Annotated in this window: 17 protein-coding genes and 1 pseudogene; 11 read left to right on the top strand and 7 right to left on the bottom strand. The window is 38.7% G+C overall.

The features are described 5' to 3' along the window. Nucleotides 1-49 precede the first annotated feature (49 nt). Nucleotides 50-2,737 carry an aconitate hydratase AcnA gene (gene acnA / locus PVV68_RS02975; RefSeq protein WP_273782653.1) on the bottom strand — a complete coding sequence of 896 codons (2,688 nt, stop codon included), beginning with the start codon at nt 2,735-2,737 and terminating at the stop codon, nt 50-52. Between the two features lie 298 nt (nt 2,738-3,035). On the opposite strand from acnA, the gene ccmA reads away from it, so the two are divergent. From ccmA to PVV68_RS02950, 5 genes are read left to right on the top strand one after another with little or no spacing between them, the layout of a single operon-like run. Then, complete coding sequence (ccmA, locus tag PVV68_RS02970; RefSeq protein WP_273720196.1) at nt 3,036-3,656, top strand: heme ABC exporter ATP-binding protein CcmA; 621 nt, start codon at nt 3,036-3,038, stop codon at nt 3,654-3,656. A 3-nt stretch (nt 3,657-3,659) separates the two neighbouring features. Then, nucleotides 3,660-4,328 carry a heme exporter protein CcmB gene (gene ccmB, locus PVV68_RS02965; RefSeq protein WP_273756392.1) on the top strand — a complete coding sequence of 223 codons (669 nt, stop codon included), beginning with the start codon at nt 3,660-3,662 and terminating at the stop codon, nt 4,326-4,328. Nucleotides 4,329-4,371: 43 nt separating this feature from the next. Continuing rightward, nucleotides 4,372-5,127, top strand: coding sequence for a heme ABC transporter permease (locus PVV68_RS02960; RefSeq protein ID WP_273782651.1), 756 nt, complete (start codon nt 4,372-4,374; stop codon nt 5,125-5,127). A gap of 11 nt (nt 5,128-5,138) precedes the next feature. Next, nucleotides 5,139-5,390, top strand: coding sequence for a hypothetical protein (locus PVV68_RS02955; RefSeq protein WP_273756390.1), 252 nt, complete (start codon nt 5,139-5,141; stop codon nt 5,388-5,390). Continuing rightward, nucleotides 5,365-6,018, top strand: a complete 654-nt coding sequence (locus tag PVV68_RS02950) for a DsbE family thiol:disulfide interchange protein (RefSeq protein WP_273756389.1) — start codon at nt 5,365-5,367, stop codon at nt 6,016-6,018. Before PVV68_RS02955 ends, PVV68_RS02950 begins: the two co-directional genes overlap by 26 nt. Before the next feature lie 561 nt (nt 6,019-6,579). Here the strand turns inward: PVV68_RS02950 and PVV68_RS02945 are convergent. After that, nucleotides 6,580-7,110: a GcrA family cell cycle regulator gene (locus PVV68_RS02945; RefSeq protein WP_273720201.1), complete on the bottom strand. Its 531-nt coding sequence runs from the start codon at nt 7,108-7,110 to the stop codon at nt 6,580-6,582. Nucleotides 7,111-7,579: 469 nt separating this feature from the next. Here PVV68_RS02945 and PVV68_RS02940 point away from each other — a divergent pair, with 469 nt between their 5' ends. From PVV68_RS02940 to PVV68_RS02930, 3 genes are read left to right on the top strand one after another with little or no spacing between them, the layout of a single operon-like run. Continuing rightward, nucleotides 7,580-8,785, top strand: coding sequence for an aspartate aminotransferase family protein (locus PVV68_RS02940; protein ID WP_273720203.1), 1,206 nt, complete (start codon nt 7,580-7,582; stop codon nt 8,783-8,785). A 5-nt stretch (nt 8,786-8,790) separates the two neighbouring features. Then, nucleotides 8,791-9,747 carry an ornithine carbamoyltransferase gene (gene argF, locus PVV68_RS02935; RefSeq protein WP_404978431.1) on the top strand — a complete coding sequence of 319 codons (957 nt, stop codon included), beginning with the start codon at nt 8,791-8,793 and terminating at the stop codon, nt 9,745-9,747. Nucleotides 9,748-9,758: 11 nt separating this feature from the next. Continuing rightward, entirely contained in the window at nt 9,759-10,760 is a 1,002-nt protein-coding gene (locus tag PVV68_RS02930; protein WP_273720206.1) for an Hsp33 family molecular chaperone, read from the top strand. 960 nt (nt 10,761-11,720) lie between these two features. Here PVV68_RS02930 and PVV68_RS02925 read toward each other — a convergent pair. Together PVV68_RS02925 and PVV68_RS02920 are read right to left on the bottom strand one after the other, a co-directional pair. Beyond that, on the bottom strand, nt 11,721-12,320 hold the full coding sequence (locus PVV68_RS02925; protein WP_273720208.1) for a Smr/MutS family protein: 600 nt from the start codon (nt 12,318-12,320) through the stop codon (nt 11,721-11,723). Nucleotides 12,321-12,377: 57 nt separating this feature from the next. Further along, nucleotides 12,378-13,070, bottom strand: coding sequence for a Tim44/TimA family putative adaptor protein (locus PVV68_RS02920; RefSeq protein ID WP_273720298.1), 693 nt, complete (start codon nt 13,068-13,070; stop codon nt 12,378-12,380). Between the two features lie 203 nt (nt 13,071-13,273). On the opposite strand from PVV68_RS02920, the gene PVV68_RS02915 reads away from it, so the two are divergent. Both PVV68_RS02915 and secB read left to right on the top strand, forming a co-directional pair. Next, nucleotides 13,274-13,780, top strand: coding sequence for an FxsA family protein (locus PVV68_RS02915; protein ID WP_273720210.1), 507 nt, complete (start codon nt 13,274-13,276; stop codon nt 13,778-13,780). A 146-nt stretch (nt 13,781-13,926) separates the two neighbouring features. Next, entirely contained in the window at nt 13,927-14,409 is a 483-nt protein-coding gene (gene secB, locus PVV68_RS02910) for a protein-export chaperone SecB (protein WP_273720212.1), read from the top strand. A gap of 50 nt (nt 14,410-14,459) precedes the next feature. Here the strand turns inward: secB and PVV68_RS02905 are convergent, their stop codons facing one another. Continuing rightward, the gene (locus PVV68_RS02905; RefSeq protein WP_273720214.1) at nt 14,460-16,751 is read right to left on the bottom strand and encodes an NADP-dependent malic enzyme; all 2,292 of its coding nucleotides are present in this window, start codon (nt 16,749-16,751) and stop codon (nt 14,460-14,462) included. Nucleotides 16,752-16,964: 213 nt separating this feature from the next. Here PVV68_RS02905 and mutS point away from each other — a divergent pair, with 213 nt between their 5' ends. Continuing rightward, nucleotides 16,965-19,700: a DNA mismatch repair protein MutS gene (gene mutS, locus PVV68_RS02900; protein WP_273720217.1), complete on the top strand. Its 2,736-nt coding sequence runs from the start codon at nt 16,965-16,967 to the stop codon at nt 19,698-19,700. Between the two features lie 261 nt (nt 19,701-19,961). Here mutS and PVV68_RS02895 read toward each other — a convergent pair. Both PVV68_RS02895 and ilvD read right to left on the bottom strand, forming a co-directional pair. Continuing rightward, nucleotides 19,962-20,312, bottom strand: a pseudogene (locus PVV68_RS02895) (integrase arm-type DNA-binding domain-containing protein); the annotation flags it as partial. Nucleotides 20,313-20,545: 233 nt separating this feature from the next. Then, on the bottom strand, nt 20,546-22,384 hold the full coding sequence (gene ilvD, locus PVV68_RS02890) for a dihydroxy-acid dehydratase (RefSeq protein WP_273720218.1): 1,839 nt from the start codon (nt 22,382-22,384) through the stop codon (nt 20,546-20,548). Nucleotides 22,385-22,836: the final 452 nt, after the last annotated feature.

The following is a 22,836-nucleotide window of genomic DNA, read 5'->3' as shown; positions in this document are numbered from 1 at the left end:
TTTTGAGATCTTCGTCGTTTAAAGACAATCCTAAACGCATAAATGCGGTTTAAACTGCCAAATTACGCAAAACATATTGCAAAATACCACCATGGTGCAAATAATCTAACTCGTCTTCAGTATCAACACGGCATAATAATGGAACAGTTATTATCATCCCATCAGAAAAAGTGATGGTGGCAACAGTTTTTTGACGAGGTTTTAAGTTATGAATCCCTTCAATGGTTACCTTTTCATCCCCCTTTAAACCCAAAGATCTCCAGCTCGTATCCTCTTCAAATACAAAGGGAACAATTCCCATACCAACAAGATTAGAACGATGAATCCGCTCAAAAGATTGAGCAATCACTGCTTTTACACCAAGAAGGTTAGTCCCTTTGGCTGCCCAATCACGAGACGACCCATTGCCGTATTCAATACCAGCAAAAATAACCAGCGGAACGCCTTCTTGTTTATATGCTATGGCTGCATCATAAATGGCTTGCTCTGTTCCTGATGAATAATGAACTGTATAGCCTCCTTCACGACCATTTTCTCCTAGCATGAAGTTACGAATGCGAATATTGGCAAAGGTTCCACGCATCATCACTTCATGATTCCCACGACGCGTTCCATATTGATTAAAATCAGCCATCTTCACCCCATGATCCGTTAAATATTTTCCAGCAGGAGAATCAATCTTAATGGAACCAGCAGGAGAAATATGATCCGTTGTGATTTTATCACCAAACAAACCTAAAATCCGTGCATCTTTAATATCTGGCAAGACCTCAGGCGTCTTCCGCATATCATCAAAATAAGGCGGATTACGCACATATGTTGACTGTTCGTCCCAAGCATATGTTACCCCTGTTGGAACCTTAACTTTTTGCCAATTTTCATCCCCCTTAAAGACATCCGCATATTTTTCAGCAAAAATCTTACGCGTGACATTCTTTTCGATAAATTCTTGTATTTCTTGAGAGGTTGGCCAAATATCTCTCAAATAGACTGGTTGGCCATCTGAACCTGTTCCAAGAGGCTCTTTGGTTAAATCTTTACGCACAGTTCCTGTCAAAGCATGTGCAACAACTAATGGTGGTGAAGCTAAATAATTTGCTTGCACATCGGGTGATACACGCCCTTCAAAATTACGATTTCCGGAAAGAACTGCAGCGGCAATGAGACCATGATGATTAATCGTTTTAGAAATAGCAGGATACAAAGGACCAGAATTTCCAATACATGTTGTGCATCCAAATCCGACTAAATTAAACCCTAGTGCATCCAAATCTTTTTGCAGCCCTGAATTGCATAGATAAGCTTCAACAACTTGTGAACCAGGCGCAAGAGAAGTCTTAACCCATGGTTTGCTTTTGAGACCTTTCGCTACAGCATTACGTGCTAAAAGACCCGCAGCAATAAGAACGCTTGGATTTGATGTATTCGTGCAAGAAGTAATGGCAGCAATCACCACATCGCCATGACCAAGCGCATATTCCTCCCCTTCAACCTGATAACGACTATCTTGCTCAGAAGTCTTCTTATAATCCTCGACTAATGCTTTCTCAAAGCCTTGCCCGACACTTTCCAATGCAATACGCCCTTCAGGACGTTTAGGACCGGCCATAGAAGGCACAACATTTTCCATATCTAATTCTATTGTATCACTAAAAATGGGATCGATTATAGCTTCATCATGCCACATCCCTTGCGCCTTGGAATAAGCTTCCACTAACGCTATACGATTCTCATCACGCCCTGTCATATGGAGATAGCGTACTGTTTCCTTATCAATGGGGAAAAAACCACAGGTTGCTCCATATTCGGGAGCCATATTTGCAATCGTTGCTCGATCAGCAAGCGTCATATGTTCTAGACCAGGACCAAAAAACTCAACAAATTTACCAACAACACCCTTCTTGCGTAAAATTTGTGTTACCATCAACACTAAATCGGTCGCTGTTACACCTTCTTTAAGTTTACCTGTGAGACGGAAACCAATCACCTCAGGCAATAACATAGAAACGGGCTGACCTAACATTGCGGCTTCAGCTTCAATACCACCAACGCCCCAACCTAAAACACCCAAACCATTCACCATAGTCGTATGCGAATCAGTCCCCACACAAGTATCAGGATAAACCGTCTGATGCTGCTCCTCACCCTTCAACCACACGCATTGCGCTAAATATTCTAGGTTCACCTGATGACAGATCCCTGTTCCTGGAGGAACAACGCGAAAATTTTGAAATGCTTGCTGACCCCATTTCAAGAAACGATAGCGCTCACCATTGCGCTCATATTCATGCTCAACATTTTCCTTAAAAGCCATGGGATTGCCAAAGTCATCAACGATAATGGAGTGATCAATGATAAGATCAACAGGAATGAGAGGATTGATTTTTTCAGCATTCCCTTCAAGTTTAACCATAGCATCACGCATCGCAGAAAGGTCAACGACCGCAGGAACACCTGTAAAATCTTGCATAAGAACGCGTGTAGGGCGATAGGCGATTTCTGCTCTAGCATTGCCTTTATCATTTAACCACTTAGCAACGTTTAAGATATCTTCTTTCTTAACCGTACGTCCATCTTCAAACCGTAATAAATTTTCAAGAATTACTTTCATCGAAAACGGTAAGCGAGAAATGCCGTTAAGTCCATTTTTCTCCGCTTCGATCAAACTATAATAAGTATATTCCTTGCCACAAACATTTAAAATTCTACGACAATTAAAGCTATCAATTTGAGTCACGACTGTCCACCCTCATACTACAAACCATCTAATTTTCCGGAACAAACAACACAAACCACGAGTCAAGGTCGCAGCTTGAGTGAAGACGCAATAACTTCTCCCTTCCATTTCCTCCTCTACCTTTTCATCAGCAAATTCAGAAATCGGAAATAAAAACCATTCTCCACCAGATTTTGATGTAATACAAGCTTTATAAAACTATTTCTAGAACTATTCTAGATATAATTACATAAAAAACATGTTTTTTATCTTATACTGCAATAAAGATTATAGAAATAAAAGAAAAATAGGTACACACATGGTGTTATTGGGCATAGATTTAGCAGCTCACAGAAACGAAGAGGTTCTGTTTCAAGGTCTTTCTTTTTGTCTACTCCCACAGCAACTTATGACCATCACAGGTCCAAATGGCATCGGTAAATCTACATTACTGCGAATCATTGTTGGTCTTCTTAAAGCCACTGAAGGCAATGTCATCCTTAAAGACCAAGAACAAACATATCCGGTAGCAACTGCGTGCCATTATCTTGCTCCCCAAAACGCTATGAAACCTTTTTTATCTGTCATCGATAATCTACAATTTTGGTCAGCATTTTATGGACAATATCTACGCTCTCCACATGAAGCCCTTGTTGATATTGGTCTTTCTGATCTTGAACACTTACCTTTTCATGTCTTGTCAACTGGACAAAAAAGACGCGTAGCTATTGCCCGTCTTTTGCTCTCCTATCGTCCTATTTGGATTTTAGATGAACCAATATCGGGCATTGATAGCTATGCGCAAAGTCTCTTTGCTCATATTTTTCAGCATCATCTAAACCAAGGTGGTATGATTATTGCTGCAACCCATCACCCCCTCGGTATTCCAGAAAATCATAATATTGCTTTGGAAAAATTCTTCCCTCTCCAAGAAAGATAAAAAATGAAAGCATTGTTCTGGCGTGATCTTAAATTAACTCTAGCACCACAAGCCTCTTCATTAAAAGGGCTGTTGTTTTTCATCGCCGTTATTATGATAACTCCTTTTGCCATTGGGCCAGATCCTAAAATACTTGCACAAATAGGCCCTGGCATATTATGGTTTGGGACCCTTCTTGCAGGACTCCTTAATCTCAATAAACTTTTTCAAACCGATCATGATGATGGAAGTCTTGATCAATTCATTCTTTCTGGACAAAGACAAAGTTTTACTCTGATTGTATTTACTAAATGCCTCGCCCATTGGGCAGGAACAATGCTTCCTCTTATTTTTGCTACACCAATTTTAGCATTCATGCTCCATCTCGATGCAATAACAACTTTTACAACAATACTCACCCTCTTATGTGGAACACCTGCTATTATTTTCATTGGCGCTATAGGAGCTGCCCTTGCAACGTCATTGTTACATAGCACTCTTCTCATCTTTATTATTATCTTACCATGGATCATTCCTATCGTGATTTTTGGCGTTTCAGCCGCTACAGCTCCAACAAATCCAAGTGCCTCTTTTCTTAGTTCCTTGACTCTTCTTATCGCTTTCTCACTTCTTTTAAGTCTTTTTAGTTCCTTTGTTGCTGCTATAACACTCAAGCTTTTAGCAGAAGAGTAAAAGAGGATTGCTGCACAGAAAAACTCTGCCTATTATAAATTTCATGAATGAAATATCTCACAGACATAACATGGGGACACTCCCAGTAAGTTTAATCCGTTTTATGAAAATAAGTCGTGTTGTTTTGCCTTGGTTAACCAGTATGACATTGGTCCTTCTTATCCTAGGACTTATTCTAATTATGTATTCTCCTGATGACTATCAGCAAGGTATTACCGTTAAGATTATGTATATTCATGTACCATTCGCGTGGCTCTCTACATTTTGTTATATCATCATAAGTGCTGCTGCTTTAGGGAGTCTGATTTGGAGATATCATCTTGCTGATGTAGCACTTAAATGTGGTGCACCTATTGGAGCAATCTTTACAGCCTTGGCTCTGATAACAGGCGCGCTTTGGGGACGCCCTACATGGGGAACATGGTGGGTATGGGATGCACGACTCACATCAGTTTTGATCTTATTTTTTATCTACCTTGCCATTGTCATGCTTGCTCGTGCTTTCCATAATCAAGAAAAAGCTGCACGCGCAACAGCCATTCTCACACTCGTTGGACTTGTCAATATTCCTATTATCAAATTTTCTGTTAATTGGTGGAATACACTCCATCAGTCTTCATCGCTCTTACGTTCAGGGGGACCAACAATCGAGCGTGCTATGTTATGGCCCCTTATCGCAATGATATTTTGCTTTAGCTTTCTGTTTATTTTATTCTATTTGATGGCTATGCGCAACGAAATCAACAGCCGTCATATCCAGATACTTCAAAGAAAAAAAGCCCGTCATGCGCAACATTAGGAATTTTCATCATGCCTGATTTTAATAGCATTCATAGTGGACTTTTAGGAAATCTCTCTCAGCAAATTGACTTTTTTCTTGGTACTCTTCACCACAAGCAAATTGTTATTTTGAGTTACATGCTTTCCGCAATCCTCCTTCTGTGCCTTATGAGTCACATCCTTTGCAAAGCTCTCTATCAAAAAAAAATCCTACAACAGTTGAACAAAAAAGAGCTGTTTTGGAAAGAAAAACATAATGAAAAATACCCCTCAAAAAATTAAAAAAAACACATCTTTATCTATCGTGTTTGGTCTTTTGGGACCATTTGTGTTTTTTCTTTTTCTCACTGTGCTTTTCTTCTATCTTATAGGGAGAAAATACCCCAATGATACTTCCCTTCTGCCAAACAGATTCGTTGAAAAATCAGCTCCCCTAATAAGTCTTCCCCTTCTTGTCAATGAAAATCATTTCCTCCATTCAGACCAATTGAAAGGACGTGTAATATTAATCAATTTTTGGGGATCTTGGTGTTCTGCCTGTCGTAAAGAACATCCGTTTTTAATGAAGATTGCACAAGATAAACGTTTTGATCTTATTGGTATTAATTATAAAGATAATAAAGAAAACGCTCAACGCTTTCTGAATCGTTTTGGAAACCCTTTTAAAGTAATTGGCTTTGATGCTTCAGGATATACAGCCATTAACTGGGGAGTATATGGAGCACCAGAAACCTTTCTTTTGAATAAAGAGCACATTATTATTGCTAAACATGTTGGCCCCTTAACGTGGCAAATTTATCAGAACAAAATCCTGCCAAAAATTGAAAAGGCTATCATGCAAGAAGAGATATCCAATAAAAATACATTGATGCGTAAAGATAATGCGTTGTTTTCCCATATTAAAGAATGAGAATAGGGTTAAATTTTCTTATTTCTCCCTCTGATGATAAATTCTCAAAAAATTTGCTCGCATGATATAGTAAGAAGAGACACATAAATAAAACCACTTGAGAAAACTTACTCTGCATTCTTGTGGAACTTAATGCAAAAGTAGCTCTGTACATTAGGAATAAGTAAATATGATAGTACGCCATAGACTTTGCATTATGCCACTAAAGCAATAGAATAAACAAAGTAAATTTCTTTAAGATGAGTGCGTAACTGAATAAATGGTGTAATCTTCTGCATAAGAAAAACGACGCCACTATAAGAGTATGAAAAACAAAAATGTGAAGCTTTATACAATCTGCATTATTCATAAAATACTGCTGTAGATACTTTGATCCGTAAAGCTAAATAAAAACAGTAAAAATAGACAATTTTTCGACCTTGACAGAGCCTCATTATACAATAACACAAAAAATAATACTTGGAGATATCTCTTAACAGAAAAAACTTCCCTTTTCAGCAAAATTCTCACCTTTGATAGTAATGATACAATAGAGAAGTTAATAGCGCTTACATTCAAATATTATATTCTTATCCGACGTCTTTCAGAGATTGGCTGAAATGCTATTTTAGCATGAAAAGCACAGTAAGGACTATTTTCACCGGAATCAGCACCACAAAAGTGAAAATCTGATGATAAAGGATCTCCAACGGGCCACCTACATGTATTCTCACTCAATTGCAAAAGATTAAGGTGGCGTGATATAGGCACAACGACATTCGGTTTCTCAGGCACATCGGTTTCTTTTATATCCTCGACTACAGTCTCCATCTTTACATCCGTTGCTCCAACGCTGCAAGACGGAGCAATCGTTGGCGATACCGTCGATGTTGTACGACGCATACGCGGAGATGATGGACTACTGGCAGGTGTCTTTTGGGCACGTACACTCCCTTGGGCTGTTTTACCACGTCCCGGTAACTTTAATCGATGCACTTTACCGATTACCGCATTCCTGCTGACCCCACCTAACTGGGCGGCAATTTGACTTGCACTTAACCCCTCACTCCAGAGTTTCTTAAGAAGTTCAACGCGTTTATCTGTCCAACCCATATCAGCACTCCAATTCTGATCACCTCAATGAGATGCAGCCCTTTGCATCTTCAAATATTTGAATAATGTCCCCAATGAATTGAATGAAAAAAATTACTCCACCCTAAGCACAACAATTTCATTCAACCTATGGAACTTAAAACTTCAACACAATCTTGTTTGCTGACTTAAACTACAATATGCATTGACTCTCTGACAAGAGTGTTTCCCTCTTGAAAAGTTTATTTAGAACGTTTTCCCCAACTTGCAAATCAAGTACAGGCCAAACTATCGTATTTGCTTAAGACTTTCCCCTAAAATACTTATTGCAGAACCTTTATTGACTTTCTAGCCATCTCGCTAATGATTTATCATATGGGTGTAATAATGAAGTGATGATTATACTGTATCTAAAGGTAGAACACTGCTTTATTTATCACATTGTTTTGTTTATTGTATAACAAAATTTAAAATATAAAAGGAAATAATAATGGGCACTACTGCTCTACAGCCACTTTATAAGTGTTTTGCTCGACGTAATTTGCATTTTAAACAAGGCAGTGGTGTCTGGCTTATTTCTGATAAAGGAGAGCGTTATCTTGACTTGACATCTGGTATTGCTGTTAATGCATTAGGATATGCGCACCCAAGGTTGGTCGATACTCTCAAAAGACAAGCTGAAAAACTTTGGCATATTTCCAATCTTTTTCAATCACCTGAACAAGAAGCTTTTGCTGCACGGCTTTGTGCAAATAGTTTTGCTGATAAGGTTTTCTTCTGTAATTCTGGTGCTGAAGCATTAGAATGCGCGTTCAAAACAGCTCGTCATTACCATTATACATCCGGACATCCAACACGCGTTGAAATTATTACTTTTGAAGGTGCCTTTCACGGACGCACACTTGCAACGCTTGCTGCTACTGGGCACGAAAAATATCTCGAAGGCTTTGGACCAAAAGCTGGTGGATTTATTCAAATTCCTTTTTGTGATGAAAGCGCTTTGCGAAACGCCATCAATAAAAATACCGCAGCTATTCTTATTGAGCCTATTCAAGGTGAAGGAGGAATACGAACGGTTTCTCACGAAACTTTAAAATTTTTGCGCAAAATATGCGACGATCATAATTTATTATTGATTTTAGATGAGGTCCAAACGGGTATTGGACGTACAGGAAAGCTTTTTGCCTATCAATGGAGTGATATCACACCTGATATTCTTACTCTTGCAAAAGGATTAGGTGGTGGATTTCCGCTGGGAGCTTGTCTTGCAACAGAGAAAGCCGCAAAAAGTATGACACCAGGGACCCATGGTTCAACCTTTGGAGGAAATCTTCTTGGAATGGCGGTAGGCAATAGTGTCCTTGATATCATTTTAGAACAAGACTTTCTCCAGCATGTTGAGAAGATAGGCGATAAGCTTAAAAATGGGCTTTCGAAAATGATCAATATCTATCCTGATATTATCTCTGCAATTCAAGGGGTAGGACTGATGATAGGCATTCAGTGTGTTGTCCCCTCAAATGTAGTCGTAAGTGCCTTGGAAAATGAATATGTTCTATGCACTTATGCCAACAATAACGTAGTGCGCTTATTGCCCCCTCTTATCATCACGGAAGAAGAAATCGATGAAAGCTTACGTCGTATTGAAAAAGCAATTGCCTCTCTTTCGCAAAAAAATAAAAAAAGGAAAATATGACAAACATGACAAATGCTCTTCGCCACTTCACCGATTTATCCATTTTAACCCCGCAAATAGCACGTGCTCTTATCGATTATGCAAAAAACCTTAAGGCATCTTTCAAAGCAGGGAAAAGCTCAAAACCTTTTGTTGATAAAACACTCGCAATGATTTTTGAAAAACCATCCACACGAACCCGTATTTCATTTGATATCGGCATGCGCCAACTTGGGGGAGATACAATCATGTTAACGGGTTCAGAGATGCAACTTGGTTATTGTGAAACTATCGCTGATACAGCACGGGTCTTATCGCGTTTTGTAGATATTGTTACATTACGAACAACAACACATAACCGAATGCTTGAATTGGCACAATATGCACAGATTCCTGTCATTAATGCTCTTACAGATGACACACATCCTTGCCAAATTCTAGCAGATATCCTAACTTATGAAGAACATCGTGGGCCCATTGCAAAAAAAATATTTGCATGGATGGGAGATGGTAATAATGTCCTTCATTCCTTGATCGAAGCGGCTGCCCTTTTTAACTTCCACTTACGTATTGCCACTCCAAAAGGCAGCGAACCACAAGAAAAATTTGTTCACTGGGCACGTGAACGAGGTGCTCATATTACATTAACGCATAATCCTCAAAAGGCTGCTAAAGATGCCGATTGTATTATTACAGATACATGGTTTTCCATGGGACAAGAGTTTCGTGCCCGCGATCATTCTATTTTTCAACCTTATCAAGTCAATGAAGCTTTAATGAAATTAGCCAAACCCAATGCTCTTTTCATGCATTGCCTTCCTGCTCATCGTGGTGAAGAAGTTGTTGATGCTGTGATAGATGGAGCACATTCGGTTGTTTTTGACGAAGCGGAAAATCGTCTTCATACCCAAAAAGCAGTTCTTGCATGGTGTTTACAAGATGGATTTTTCTCTTCACAATATCTTGCAAAACAGATCATATAAAAGGCAAGAATATGCGCAAAAAATCCACAGATGAATCTTCTCTCAATAATATTCACTTGAGTGAAGATGATACTGTTATTCCCTTTCAAGTAGAAGAACTGAATATTCGTGGGCGTGCTGTACAACTTGGTGACGCTTTAAATTCTATTCTTACAAGACATCAATATCCTGAACCAGTTTCTTACCTTCTCGCAGAAGCTTTAGTTGTGACCGTTTTACTTGGGACTTCCCTAAAACTCAAGGGAAAATTTATTTTACAAACCCATTCCAATGGGCTGGTTAATATGTTGGTATGTGATTTCTCTCCTCCCTCTCATCTGCGGGGTTATGCGCGTTTTGATAAAGAACAGTTAAAAAAAGCAATTGCCAATGAGCAAATATCTTCAAAAACCCTTTTGGGAAAAGGCACTTTAGCCTTCACCATCTACCAAGGCTCCCATACACAGCCCTATCAGGGAATCGTTGCATTAGACGGAACAAACTTACAAGAAGCTGCTCGTATTTATTTTGATCAATCAGAACAAATTCCTACCGATATCAGTTTGGCAGTCGCTATATTGGTCAATCGAGACCAACAAGGAAAAACACAGAAAAACTGGCGAGCAGGAGGGATTTTGACCCAATTCTTGCCCAAAGCAGCATCTCATCATCAAATAGATAATCTAGGTCAAAAACAAGAAGAAGGGAAAATCGATATACAACTTGAAAACCAATGGCAAGAAGCTAAAACGCTAACAGCAACCATTGAAAGTGCAGAATTGACAGATCCCCAAGTCGGCAGTAAGCGGCTATTATTCCGTCTTTTCCATGAATACGGTGTCAGAGTTTTTAATCCGTTTTTTCTTGTAGACCAATGCTCTTGTTCGCGTGAAAAAATTAAAGGAATGCTTGAAGGCTTCCCCCCTGATGAACGAAATGAAATGGTTAAAAATCAATATATTTCCGTCACATGTGAATTTTGCTCAACAACTTATCGTTTTAAACAGCAAGAATTTTCTGAAGAAAAAATCTAATAAATATTTCTTACAAACAAGAAAATGCTTACTGTTACTAAAACCACTTTAATTACACAACTGCACCTAGAGACAGACCATATCAACCTTTCAAATCTTTTGTATATCTTGTTCTCGACACACACCTCTCTTTCACTGCTATACAATCCTAAATCTTGTCACATCAATGTGTATGCATTCCCTATGCTCTTTTATAAAAATAACTTATAGTTTCAAATATGCTTTGTTCTTTTTGAATACAGCTCTCCTTCATATTTGCATATCATAAGTTAGTTTTTTACACTGAAGAACTCTTCCTTTTTAAATTATCAACATATTGATTATTAATGATAAATAATCTTTTTCAGATTCAATAAACTTGCTCAATATAATGGTATTTTCTTATTCAAATCCTCTTATTATGAATCATAAAAAATACTGAGGAAATAAAAATGAGGAAAATAATCCTTATGAATCGTTTGAATATATGAAGTATAGAATGGAGATTATAAATATAATGATGGTTCTACTTTGTTCGTTGAGAAACATAAGAATAAGGGCAGTAAAACTTCATTATTGTATATGTCTTAAATAAAAAGTGACGATAAAATATTTTATGCTCTTTTATAAAAAACTGTCTATAGCATCTACCAATCTCAATATGCTGCTATGCTAGCCCAAAGCATCAAAAATAAAGATAACAAACAAATATTTCATTCTTGAAGAGAATGAGAATCTTTTAAAAATTTTGTAGAGCTTTGGATATTCTTTCTACAGACTCGTTATGCCACGAATATTTTTGAACTGATGGTGGTTATTTCCTTACAGATTGGCTTAAACAGATAAACAGAATTGCTCTTTATAAAAATCAGACACAATAGCACAAACCTCATGATTAAAGTTTGTGCTCCCATATTTCTGCCAAACATATAACTTGTAAAATACCATAACGAACAAAAGAAAGATTGAACCTACAATAACTCAAATGATATCATGCCCTTTGCCTAGTGCAAAACGGCGCAACCAGATATAAAGCGCACCTCCACCACCATGTTGGCGAGCCGCCTGCTCAAAGGCATGCACATAATATCGAAAAGTTGGTGTTGATAACCAATGAGGAACAAACTTATACAAAGCAGCATCACTCCCAGGCGATCGTCCTTTTCCTGTGATCACAAGCACATAACGCAATCCATTCTGCTGAGATGATTGTAGAAATTTTTTTAAGAAAAAATAAGCTTCTTCCTGCATAAAACCATGAAGATCAAGACGCGCCTCTATAGGATAATGACCTTTGGCAATCTTGCGATATGCAGCACGATCAAAAAAATGGATTTTATGCGCTCGTGCAAGCGTTTCCTTTTCTGTTTTAACTACTGTTTGTTTCTGTGTATTTTCTTGAGATAATGAAAACATTGGCGCTAGGCGCTGTTTTGCGTTATCAATACTTGCTGCATCTTTTGTAAGAGAAGAATAGACTTTATCATGAAGCGGTCTTATTGTACGACACACCCTCTCCCATAAAAGACGATCTTGTGGAGTCAAGAATTCCTTTTTGCGTCTCCATTCCTCCGTAGACATTTCAATCTTCAATCTCTTATAAAGCTTATTTATTATGATCTTATGGGATAAAAAATCTTAATTTTCATCTTCTGTTGCAAAAAGTTTCCAATTTGGATCTGATGATAGGCTGTTGCGAACAAAAGTCCAAACATCTCTAATTTCTACGATAGCATCAGGATCACCATCTATACGCTCTCCTTGCCCATTATAGGTTACAGAAATCATCTCACTGATAATCCGCACAGTTATAAATTCGTCCTTGTCTTGTATTGCTGCTGAAACGAACTCTATCTTATTAATTCCAACGAAAGTAAACTGAACTCTTTCATTATTGTTTTCACGTTTCTCAATAGCAGCACAAAAGCTTTCAAAAACATTTTGAGAAAGCAATCTTTTAAGTTGATCTCGATCACCTCTAGCAAAAGCTGTAACAATCATTTCATAAGCAACCCGTGCACCTTTTATAAAAAATTGAGGAGAAAAATGAGAATCAATTTTGCGAAGCGCTCGCAAACCTTCATTCAGTATAGTTCCTTCTGGTGAAATCGTATCAATCTCGCTAAAATCATTCTTTTGCGAATTTTCCTGATGAGGGAACGAAACAATATTATCTGTCGTTTCTGCCTCAATTTGTTTTTTAGAACGATGCGAATAAGGATCAAAGGGAGGTTTTTCAAAACCAATTCGTTTTCCTAATACATTACGCAGTTGCACAAAAACGATAACCATAATAACAAGAGCTACGACAAGTATAACGTCAAATTCCATGGGTGCTGTCAATCTCCAAACCTAAGATGATCTGTATAAACATTGCAGTCAATATCATTTATCAATAAATATGTAAAATGAGGAATCTACTATTCAAATATTTTTATAACCTCTCATGTATTTTTATAACCTTTCTTCATGTATGTTTAAAAGAATGACTCGTATAATCTTCTATCCTAAACTATTCAGAAGGGAGTTTTCATGTGATAAAGTCTTACCCTATAAATCCTCGCTTTTTTATCATTATTTTCCTTAGCGCTCTTTTAATTGAAATCGCTGGTTTTATTTTTGTTGGAAAAGAAATTGGAATTCTAGCAACTTTGAGTTTGGTTGTTCTCACAACAATAGTTGGAGGTATTTTATTGCGAGTTCAAGGAATTAGCCTTTTAAAAAATATACAAAGTGAACTTATTCAAGGACGTAGACTAGAAAACACTATTATCAATGATACCTTCGTCATTGTGAGCGCTATTTTGCTCATTCTCCCTGGATTTGTAAGCGATATTTTGGGAATATTACTCCTTATTAAGCCAATTCGTTCTCTTATCTGGCATTTCTTTTCATTATCTAGAAATAAAATAAACACCCGTACTAAAAATAAAACCAATACTCAAAATGCTGCTGAAAAAACCATTGATCTTAAAGCAGAAGACTACGAAGTTTATAATACTACAGAATCCTTATGGCGTAAAAATGATGATAATCATTGAAATTCCCAACAATCTGTATCCAAATTAAAAAATAATCAAGACAAGAGGAGCGTTTCTTGCAACCTTTTGCAAGGCGTGATAACCAGCTTAATCTGCGGTTCTAAAATAGAAAAATATATATTATCATAAATGAAAAGGTTTATACTATGGCTGAAGGTGAAATGAACAACAGTGGTGGAGAGCCAGTTTTTGCTGTATTAACGCAATATTTAAAAGATTTCTCATTCGAAAACCCAAGTGCTCCTCATTCACTGCGTTCGCGTGAAAAAGCACCACAAATAGATATCAATATTAATGTCAACGCAAACCCAATTGGTGATGATAATTATGATGTTATTTTATCCCTCTCCGTAAAAGCCAATGATGACGCGGAAACACTGTTTCATGTAGAACTCATTTACGGTGGTGTTTTTCATATTAAAAACATTCCACAAGAGCATGTTATGCCTCTTGTTTTTATTGAATGTCCTCGTCTTTTGTTTCCATTTGCGCGGCAAATTATATCTGATGCCACCCAAAATGGGGGATTTCCACCTCTTTGGATTGATCCAATTGATTTTGCAGCATTGTTTCAAAAACGTCTCGCTGAAGAACAAAATGACAATCAGAGTCAGGTACAACCATCTTAAAAATTTATTTTTTATTGTCAAAAAGGCCCTGAAATATCAGGGCCTTTTTTTTACAACTTTTTTGCATGATACGCTGCTAGCATTGCGATATTGACAACATCCGTATCATTTCCACTAAACGGTACAATTTGGACAGATTTTTCCAATCCAATCAGAATAGGTCCAATAATGGTTGCTTCACCAAGCTCTTGCAACATTTTACTCGCAATAGAAGAGCTATGATAGCCAGGCATTATTAAAATGTTAGCTGGTTCTGTTAATCCCATAAAGGGATATTGCTGCATCAATTTCAAATTGAGCGCTACATCTGCACTCATTTCTCCATCAAATTCAAAGTCAACCCCGCGTTCATGCAAAATACGAACAGCATTTTGGATATTTTGTGTAACTTGTCCCTTCATATAACCAAAAGTAGAAAATGCTAAAAAAGCTACCCTTGGTTGATATCCAAATCCATGGACAAAAGAAGCTGTTTGTTCCGCTATATCAGCAAGTTCTTCGGCGCTAGGATCCTCGTAAACAGCTGTATCTGCAATAAACACAGTTCGCCCACGGCAAATAGCCATTGAGATACCAATCAGCCGTTCTTTTGGTTTTTCATTAATCACACGACGTATATCGATTAATGCTGTTTCGTAATTGCGTGTTACCCCTGTAACCATTGCATCAGCATCCCCTAATGCCACCATACAAGCAGCAAAATAATTGCGATCATTATTGATACGATGGTGACAATCACGCAATAGCCAGCCTTGACGCTGCATCTTTTTATAAAGGTAATTCGCATAAGCATCCGTACGACAGGAAAGCTTAGCATTCATCAGTGAAATACCTTCTCGCTCAAGATCAATACCAGCAACAGCAGCAGTTTCTCTTACTTGTTCTTCATGACCAATCAAAATTGCTTGTCCTAGTTTTTGATGAACATAGGAAACAGCAGCTCGGATGACTTGCTCTTCTTCACCTTCTGCAAAGACAATCTGTTTTGGCGCTTGGCGAATATGATTATAAACTCCACGCATCACAGAGGAAATGGGATCACGTCTTGCACTCAAATCACGTTCATAAGCCTCTAAATCATCAATATGCTTTCGCGCAACACCACTCTCCATTGCCGCTTTTGCCACCGCTTTTGAAACAACCGTAAACAAACGTGGATCAAAAGGAACAGGAATGATATAATTGGGTCCAAATTTCAATCGCTTGCCGCGATAAGCTTCTGCCACACTGTCAGGAACCTCTTCATGGGCCAACTGCGCTAAAGCTTTTGCAGCAGCAATTTTCATGTCCTCATTGATAACCGTCGCACGTACATCAAGCGCACCACGAAAGATATAAGGAAAACAAAGAACATTGTTAATTTGGTTTGGATAATCCGAACGACCTGTTGCCATAATGGCATCATTACGCACTTGCATAACCTCTTCTGGTGTAATTTCTGGGTCGGGATTGGCCATGGCAAAAATGATTGGCTGTGGTGCCATTGATTTGACCATCTCAGGGGTAATTGCGCCTTTAGCAGAAACCCCAAAAAACATATCCGCACCTTCCATTGCTTCGGCAAGCGTGCGTTTATCGGTTCGAAGAGCATGGGCAGCTTTCCACTTATTCATTCCCTCTTTGCGCCCTTCATAGACCACGCCCTTCGTATCACAGAGTATAACATTTTCAGGTCGAAACCCCATTGCTTTAATCAATTCAATACAAGCAATTCCAGCAGAGCCAGCACCATTACAGACTAACTTAGTATTTTGCATATCACGCCCTGTTAAATACAGAGCATTCAGTACGCCAGCGGCAACAATAATTGCTGTACCATGTTGATCATCATGAAAAACAGGAATATTCATGATTTCGCGTAAGCGACTCTCAATCATAAAACACTCTGGTGCTTTAATGTCTTCAAGATTGATACCGCCAAAAGACGGTTCCAAATGACGTACTAAATTGATAAAATTTTCTGGATCGTCTGTATCAATTTCCAAATCAATGGAATCAATATCCGCAAAGCGCTTAAAAAGCACTGCTTTGCCTTCCATTACAGGCTTAGATGCAAGCGCACCTAAATTGCCCAATCCTAAAATAGCTGTTCCATTTGATATAACAGCCACAAGATTTCCTTTTGTCGTATAATCATAAGCCAATGCTGGATTTTGAGCAATTGCTTTAACTGGAACAGCAACACCTGGTGAATAGGCAAGTGCTAAATCATGCTGTGTTGCCATAGACTTTGTTGCAATAATTTCAAGCTTTCCAGGCCGACCACAACTATGAAAATCAAGAGCTTCTTGCTCACTAACACCATAAATCATTTGAGGTAGTTTCTGATTTTGCTTTTTCATTTCACTCAATTCTCTCCAAAACAGTGTCAATTATGCTCTATGATACGTGTAATTACCCAATTTTAAAATTTGATTCATACATGAGAAATCGCTATGCTTGCTTTAACCAACCTGATTACACGTTTCAATTTTTAGAGATAATGAAGATAAGTATTACTGAAGTAAACAAAAAAGGGCATTAAAACCTCACTTGAAGGAAACAGGCGCGTAAACATGGATAAAAAAAACAACTATAAAAATAATTTAATTCCTCAGCCTGCCCTCTCATCTGCTCCTCATCAACAACGCCTCACTCCTATGATGGAGCAATATATAGAAATCAAAGCAGTCAATAATGATTCCCTTCTCTTTTACCGTATGGGTGATTTCTATGAATTGTTTTTTAATGATGCAGTTGAAGCTGCCCAAGCTTTAGGAATCACACTTACAACACGTGGCAAACATTTGGGTGAAGATATTCCTATGTGTGGGGTTCCCGTTCATGCTGCTGATGACTATTTGCAAAAACTCATTGCTTGTGGTTACCGCGTTGCTGTTTGTGAACAAACAGAAGATCCTGCAGAAGCTAAAAGGCGTGGATCAAAATCAGTTGTTCGACGCAATGTCGTTCGCCTTGTCACACCTGGAACTCTTACCGAAGAAAAGCTTCTTGATCCAACGCGTGCAAATTATCTGATGACACTTGCTCGCATCAAAACCAGCGACGGAGAGGATTTTGCCCTTTCTTGGATTGATATCTCAACAGGCATATTTCGTGTAACAGAAAGCCGTCATGAAAAACTTCTGGCAGATATTATGCGCGTAGATCCTCAAGAAATTATTGTCGCTGACTCTTTCTTTCATGATAAATCCCATAAATCACTTTTTCATGTTCTCAATCGCATTGTTTTGCCTCAACCTGCTAATCTCTTTGACACAGTCACTGCTGAACGCGATATTTGCGGTTATTTTAAACTTTCAACCCTTGAAGGTGTTGCCGATTATTCTCGCCCTGAACTTTCTGCAATCGCTGCTGCCATTCGTTACATCGAAAAAACACAAGTCACGCATCGCCCTCCTCTTATGCGTCCTGAACGTCAAAATGAAAGTGCTACCCTTTTCATTGATGCTGCAACCAGACTTAGTCTTGAGCTTGTCCGAACCACTTCAGGACAACGTGATGGAAGCTTATTAAAAGCTATTGATCGTACTGTAACAGGAGGGGGATCACGTCTTCTTGTCGATCGCCTTATTGCGCCTCTCACCACACCCTCAGCTATTGATCATCGTCTCGATTCGGTTGCCTTTTTTTTACGAAACACCTCGCTTGCAGAAGCTATAAAGCTCATTTTAAAAGGGGGGCCAGACATGCCCCGTGCAGTGTCACGTTTGGTGCTTGGACGAGGTGGTCCCCGTGATATAGCTACAATCCAGCGTGGTTTTGAAATTATTCGTGAAATTCACCAGCTTTTTAATAATCAATTGCTTCCTCAAGAAATCAGTGACGTACAACAGGTTTTCTCACATTTGCCTACTGCTTTACATGATCATTTAGAACGAGCATTAGCGGATGATCTTCCTCTGCTTAAACGTGATGGTGGTTTTATTCGCCCTCAATATCATAAAGAGCTTGATGAAATGCGTGCTCTACGTGATGAATCGCGCCGTGTTATTTTGGAACTTCAAACACAATATGCCCAAGAAACAGATATTAAGACTCTTAAAATCAAGCATAATAATATTCTAGGCTACTTCATTGAAGTCACAAATGTGCAAGCATCCGCACTCACAAATAACCCTCAAGCCAAAGCACGTTTTATTCATCGGCAAACAATGGCAAATGCTATGCGCTTTACCACAACAGAGCTTGCTGACCTTGAAAGCCGTATTGCCCATGCTGCTAACCACGCACTGACACTTGAACTAGAAATCTTTGAAACCCTTGTGCATGAAATTACTGAGCAGGTTGATTTCATTCGTAAAGCAGCCGAAGCACTTGCTGTCTTGGATGTATCCGTCGCATTAGCACATCTGGCTGAAGAACAAGGATATTGTCGTCCTAAAATTGATCATTCTCTTACCTTTCATATCACTGCTGGTCGCCATCCTGTCGTAGAGCAAGCACTCCGAAAACAGGCAGCAGAACCCTTTGTTGCCAATAATTGTGATCTTTCTGTACAAGAAAATCATCAATATGCAGCAATCTGGCTTTTGACCGGTCCCAATATGGGAGGAAAATCCACTTTTTTACGGCAAAATGCACTTATTGCTATTATGGCGCAAATGGGATCCTTTGTTCCAGCAACTTGCGCACATATTGGCGTCGTTGATCGCCTCTTTAGTCGTGTTGGTGCTTCCGATGACCTTGCAAGAGGGCGCTCAACCTTCATGATGGAAATGGTGGAAACAGCAACAATTCTTAACCACGCTAGTCACAAATCCCTTGTTATTCTTGATGAAATTGGACGAGGAACATCAACCTTTGATGGACTTTCCATTGCGTGGGCAGCTGTGGAATATCTGCATGAAGTTAATTGCTGTCGTGCTATTCTTGCTACCCATTTTCATGAAATGACAGCACTGACAGAAAAGCTTAACCGCCTTCATAATGTAACAATGAAAGTTAAAAATTGGGATGGTGATGTGGTTTTTCTTCATGAAGTCACACCAGGAGCTGCAGACCGATCCTACGGCGTACAAGTTGCAAAACTTGCTGGGCTTCCGCCAGCGGTTATTGCCCGTGCTACAGATGTTCTCCACCAATTAGAACAAGGTGAAATGGCTGGGAAAGGACATAAACTCATTGATGATTTACCGCTTTTTTCCCTTAAAGCAGTATCTCCTGTCAATGAAAAAACACAAGACCATTGCATACTTCATAAAGCTTTAGCAAATATTCACCCTGATGAACTTTCCCCTAAACAAGCTTTAGAAGAAATTTACCGCCTCAAACAACTGGAAAAAAACTAAGCCCTTTATAGAAAATTAAAAAAAGCATTCTTCCTTGATCATTCTAACGCATATCGACTCTTCACTATCTTATCATTGCTTTCACACAATGTCTCTTTAAAAGCAGTAAAAAGTAGAGACCAAGAAAGCAAATGCATAACATTTCTTAAAGCTAATTGTTTTTATACAAAAATGCAATTTGTAGCACCCATATTCGTCAGCGTGATACTTGTCATTCTGATGCGCTCTGATTTTAAATATTCTTCCAGAGCATGTAAAATAATCAGTTTGAAACTCTGCTTTCCGACTTTCAAAAGTATCACAAGCAATGTCCTTTAAATAATGGAGATTGCGCATTGCTTCACGCTTTTGTTTCTCTCGTTTTTTCATGAAGTCACGACCTTCATGTAAAACAGAACGCCACCCAGTTGCACATTCACGGGCTTATTTTAAAGAAACATTTCTTAAAGCACAAAAGCCAATTTCACGGAACCTACCATGAAGGGTATAACGATAAAGCTATTAGCACCACCATCTTTATGCTTGTAAAGAAGCAAGCCAGCACCATCATTATAGTTGCCAACTCCCAATATTGCGATAACCCTTGCCTTTGAGAGCATTCATAAGAGGCATTTTTACTCCTTTCTTGTCCAGTTTTACCCACACGCCAGCCCGCTTATGACGTGCAAGCAAGTGATCTTAATCGATTCAATATGAGAGGATTTGTGATGAGAAAATCTCACGATATTCGGAGTTGTGATCCAAGTTGAAAAATGATAATTCATCATTATAAATCAATGTATTGTCATCTTACGAAAAAGACTTACAATTCTATTCATTTTCCATAAATAAGGTTTTTCATACAATCATATGCTACGAACCGCACCCTTAGCAGCAGAAGTTGTCATCGCTGCATAAGCTTTGAGAGCCTTTGAGACTTTACGCTCACGCTCCTCAACCGGTTGCCAAGCTGCTTTTCCTTTTGCTTCCATTTTAGCACGACGATGCTTTATCTCAGCGTCATCGACCAACATATGAATGGTACGATTAGGAATATCAATTTCTATGATATCTCCCTCTTCTACCAAAGCAATTTCTCCTCCCTCTGCAGCCTCTGGTGAGATATGACCTATTGAGAGTCCTGAAGTTCCTCCTGAAAAACGTCCATCCGTTATAAGTGCACAGTCCTTGCCTAATCCTTTGGATTTGAGATAACTTGTTGGATAGAGCATTTCTTGCATTCCAGGTCCACCACGGGGACCTTCATAGCGAATTAAAACAATATCGCCTGATTGAATTTTATTATTTAAGATTGCTGAAACTGCTGAATCTTGGCTTTCAAAAATTCTTGCTGAACCTTTAAAAGTTAAAATTGATTGATCAACACCCGCTGTTTTTACAATACAACCATCTCTGGCAATATTCCCATAAAGAACCGCTAATCCTCCATCTTGCGAATAGGCATGTTCTCTATCACGAATCACACCTTTTTCACGATCAAGATCAAGGGTTTCATAGCGACAAAATTGACTAAACGCTGTTTGCGTTGGAATCCCCCCTGGCGCTGCACGATAAAATTCATGAACCGTTGATTCATGTGTCTGTTTTATATCCCAGTGGCAAAGAGCTTCCCTCATCGTTTTTGCATGAACCGTATAAGTAGAGGTATCAATGAGTCCGGCAGCATCCAATTCTCCTAAAAGAGCCATAATTCCACCCGCGCGGTGGACATCTTCCATATGCACATTTGCAACAGAAGGAGCAACCTTACACAAAACAGGAATACGACGTGAAAGCCGATCAATATCCGTCATGGTAAAATCTACTTCACCTTCTTGCGCAGCCGCTAAAAGATGTAAAACAGTATTGGTGGATCCTCCCATAGCAATATCGACAGCCATGGCATTTTCAAAAGCCTTGCGTGAGGCGATCGAACGCGGTAAAACTGTCTCATCTCCTTGTTCATAATAACGTTTGACCAATGTAACAATCTGTCTTCCTGCTTCTTCAAAAAGCATTTGGCGATCTCTATGCGTTGCTAATATTGACCCGTTGCCAGGAAGAGAAAGCCCTAATGCTTCGGTTAAACAATTCATAGAATTAGCCGTAAACATTCCTGAACAAGAACCACATGTGGGACAAGCAGCACGCTCCATTTCCACAATTTCTTCTTCTGAATTATGCTCTGAAGCCGCAGCAACCATGGCATCAACCAAATCAACAGTAAGATTTTGACCTTTCCATTTAATTTTACCTGCTTCCATAGGACCGCCTGAAACAAAGATTGTTGGAATATTCAAGCGTAAAGCAGCCATTAACATACCTGGCGTTATTTTGTCACAATTGGAAATACAGACAAGTGCATCAGCACAATGGGCGTTGACCATATATTCAACAGAATCAGCAATAATTTCACGTGATGGCAAAGAATAGAGCATTCCATCATGCCCCATCGCAATTCCATCATCTACAGCAATAGTATTAAACTCTTTCGCAACACCGCCAGCAATTGCTATCTGTTGTGCTACCAACTGTCCAAGATCTTTTAAATGGACATGTCCTGGTACAAATTGTGTAAAAGAATTGGCAATAGCAATGATAGGTTTGCCGAAATCAGTCTCTTTCATCCCTGTCGCACGCCAAAGACCGCGAGCCCCTGCCATATTGCGTCCATGAGTCGATATTCTTGAACGGTAAGAAGGCATTATTTTTTCCCCTCAAATAATTCCATTTTCTTTGTTTTGCTGCAATCTCCCCTTAAAAACAAGAGGTCGCCTGCGAAAAATAAAAAAAGCCCGTTATTGAGACAATTAAATCACAAAATTGAAAGCTACAGCTATTGTTGGTCATCCAAATAACATTTTCTGCAAAAATGATCGCTAAAGCTTTTGATTTAAGAAATAATATGAGAACAGACTTTCATTTTCCGTGTAAAGATATTTGCGCAAACTACAAAATATCACTCATCTGCTCTTGCGCTTTCATAGCAATAAATTTCCTGAGTATTATCAAAGAAAAGGCGTATAGCGAACTCTTGGAAATAGGCACATTATGCAATATGCAATCATTGAAAATGCTATAGATAAAAATGCACCCTTCACAGCAGATAAATTCTTTTTATAAATATTGATAGCTTATTGAAAAAAACTTTGGTCTG

This window comes from Bartonella sp. ML69XJBT (assembly GCF_028618515.1).
GTDB lineage: Bacteria > Pseudomonadota > Alphaproteobacteria > Rhizobiales > Rhizobiaceae > Bartonella.
The sequence above is the reverse complement of the archived record's forward strand: the minus strand, read 5'-3'. Positions and strand labels throughout refer to the sequence as shown.

Excerpts from the sequence above, each read along its gene's own strand:
- ccmA (WP_273720196.1), top strand. The coding sequence starts at position 3,036 with ATGGTGTTATTGGGCATAGATTTAGCAGCTCACAGAAACGAAGAGGTT.
- ccmB (WP_273756392.1), top strand. The coding sequence starts at position 3,660 with ATGAAAGCATTGTTCTGGCGTGATCTTAAATTAACTCTAGCACCACAA.
- PVV68_RS02960 (WP_273782651.1), top strand. The coding sequence starts at position 4,372 with ATGAATGAAATATCTCACAGACATAACATGGGGACACTCCCAGTAAGT.
- PVV68_RS02955 (WP_273756390.1), top strand. The coding sequence starts at position 5,139 with ATGCCTGATTTTAATAGCATTCATAGTGGACTTTTAGGAAATCTCTCT.
- PVV68_RS02950 (WP_273756389.1), top strand. The coding sequence starts at position 5,365 with ATGAAAAATACCCCTCAAAAAATTAAAAAAAACACATCTTTATCTATC.
- PVV68_RS02945 (WP_273720201.1), bottom strand. The coding sequence starts at position 7,110 with ATGGGTTGGACAGATAAACGCGTTGAACTTCTTAAGAAACTCTGGAGT.
- PVV68_RS02940 (WP_273720203.1), top strand. The coding sequence starts at position 7,580 with ATGGGCACTACTGCTCTACAGCCACTTTATAAGTGTTTTGCTCGACGT.
- argF (WP_404978431.1), top strand. The coding sequence starts at position 8,791 with ATGACAAATGCTCTTCGCCACTTCACCGATTTATCCATTTTAACCCCG.
- PVV68_RS02930 (WP_273720206.1), top strand. The coding sequence starts at position 9,759 with ATGCGCAAAAAATCCACAGATGAATCTTCTCTCAATAATATTCACTTG.
- PVV68_RS02925 (WP_273720208.1), bottom strand. The coding sequence starts at position 12,320 with ATGTCTACGGAGGAATGGAGACGCAAAAAGGAATTCTTGACTCCACAA.
- PVV68_RS02920 (WP_273720298.1), bottom strand. The coding sequence starts at position 13,070 with ATGGAATTTGACGTTATACTTGTCGTAGCTCTTGTTATTATGGTTATC.
- secB (WP_273720212.1), top strand. The coding sequence starts at position 13,927 with ATGGCTGAAGGTGAAATGAACAACAGTGGTGGAGAGCCAGTTTTTGCT.
- PVV68_RS02905 (WP_273720214.1), bottom strand. The coding sequence starts at position 16,751 with ATGAAAAAGCAAAATCAGAAACTACCTCAAATGATTTATGGTGTTAGT.
- mutS (WP_273720217.1), top strand. The coding sequence starts at position 16,965 with ATGGATAAAAAAAACAACTATAAAAATAATTTAATTCCTCAGCCTGCC.
- ilvD (WP_273720218.1), bottom strand. The coding sequence starts at position 22,384 with ATGCCTTCTTACCGTTCAAGAATATCGACTCATGGACGCAATATGGCA.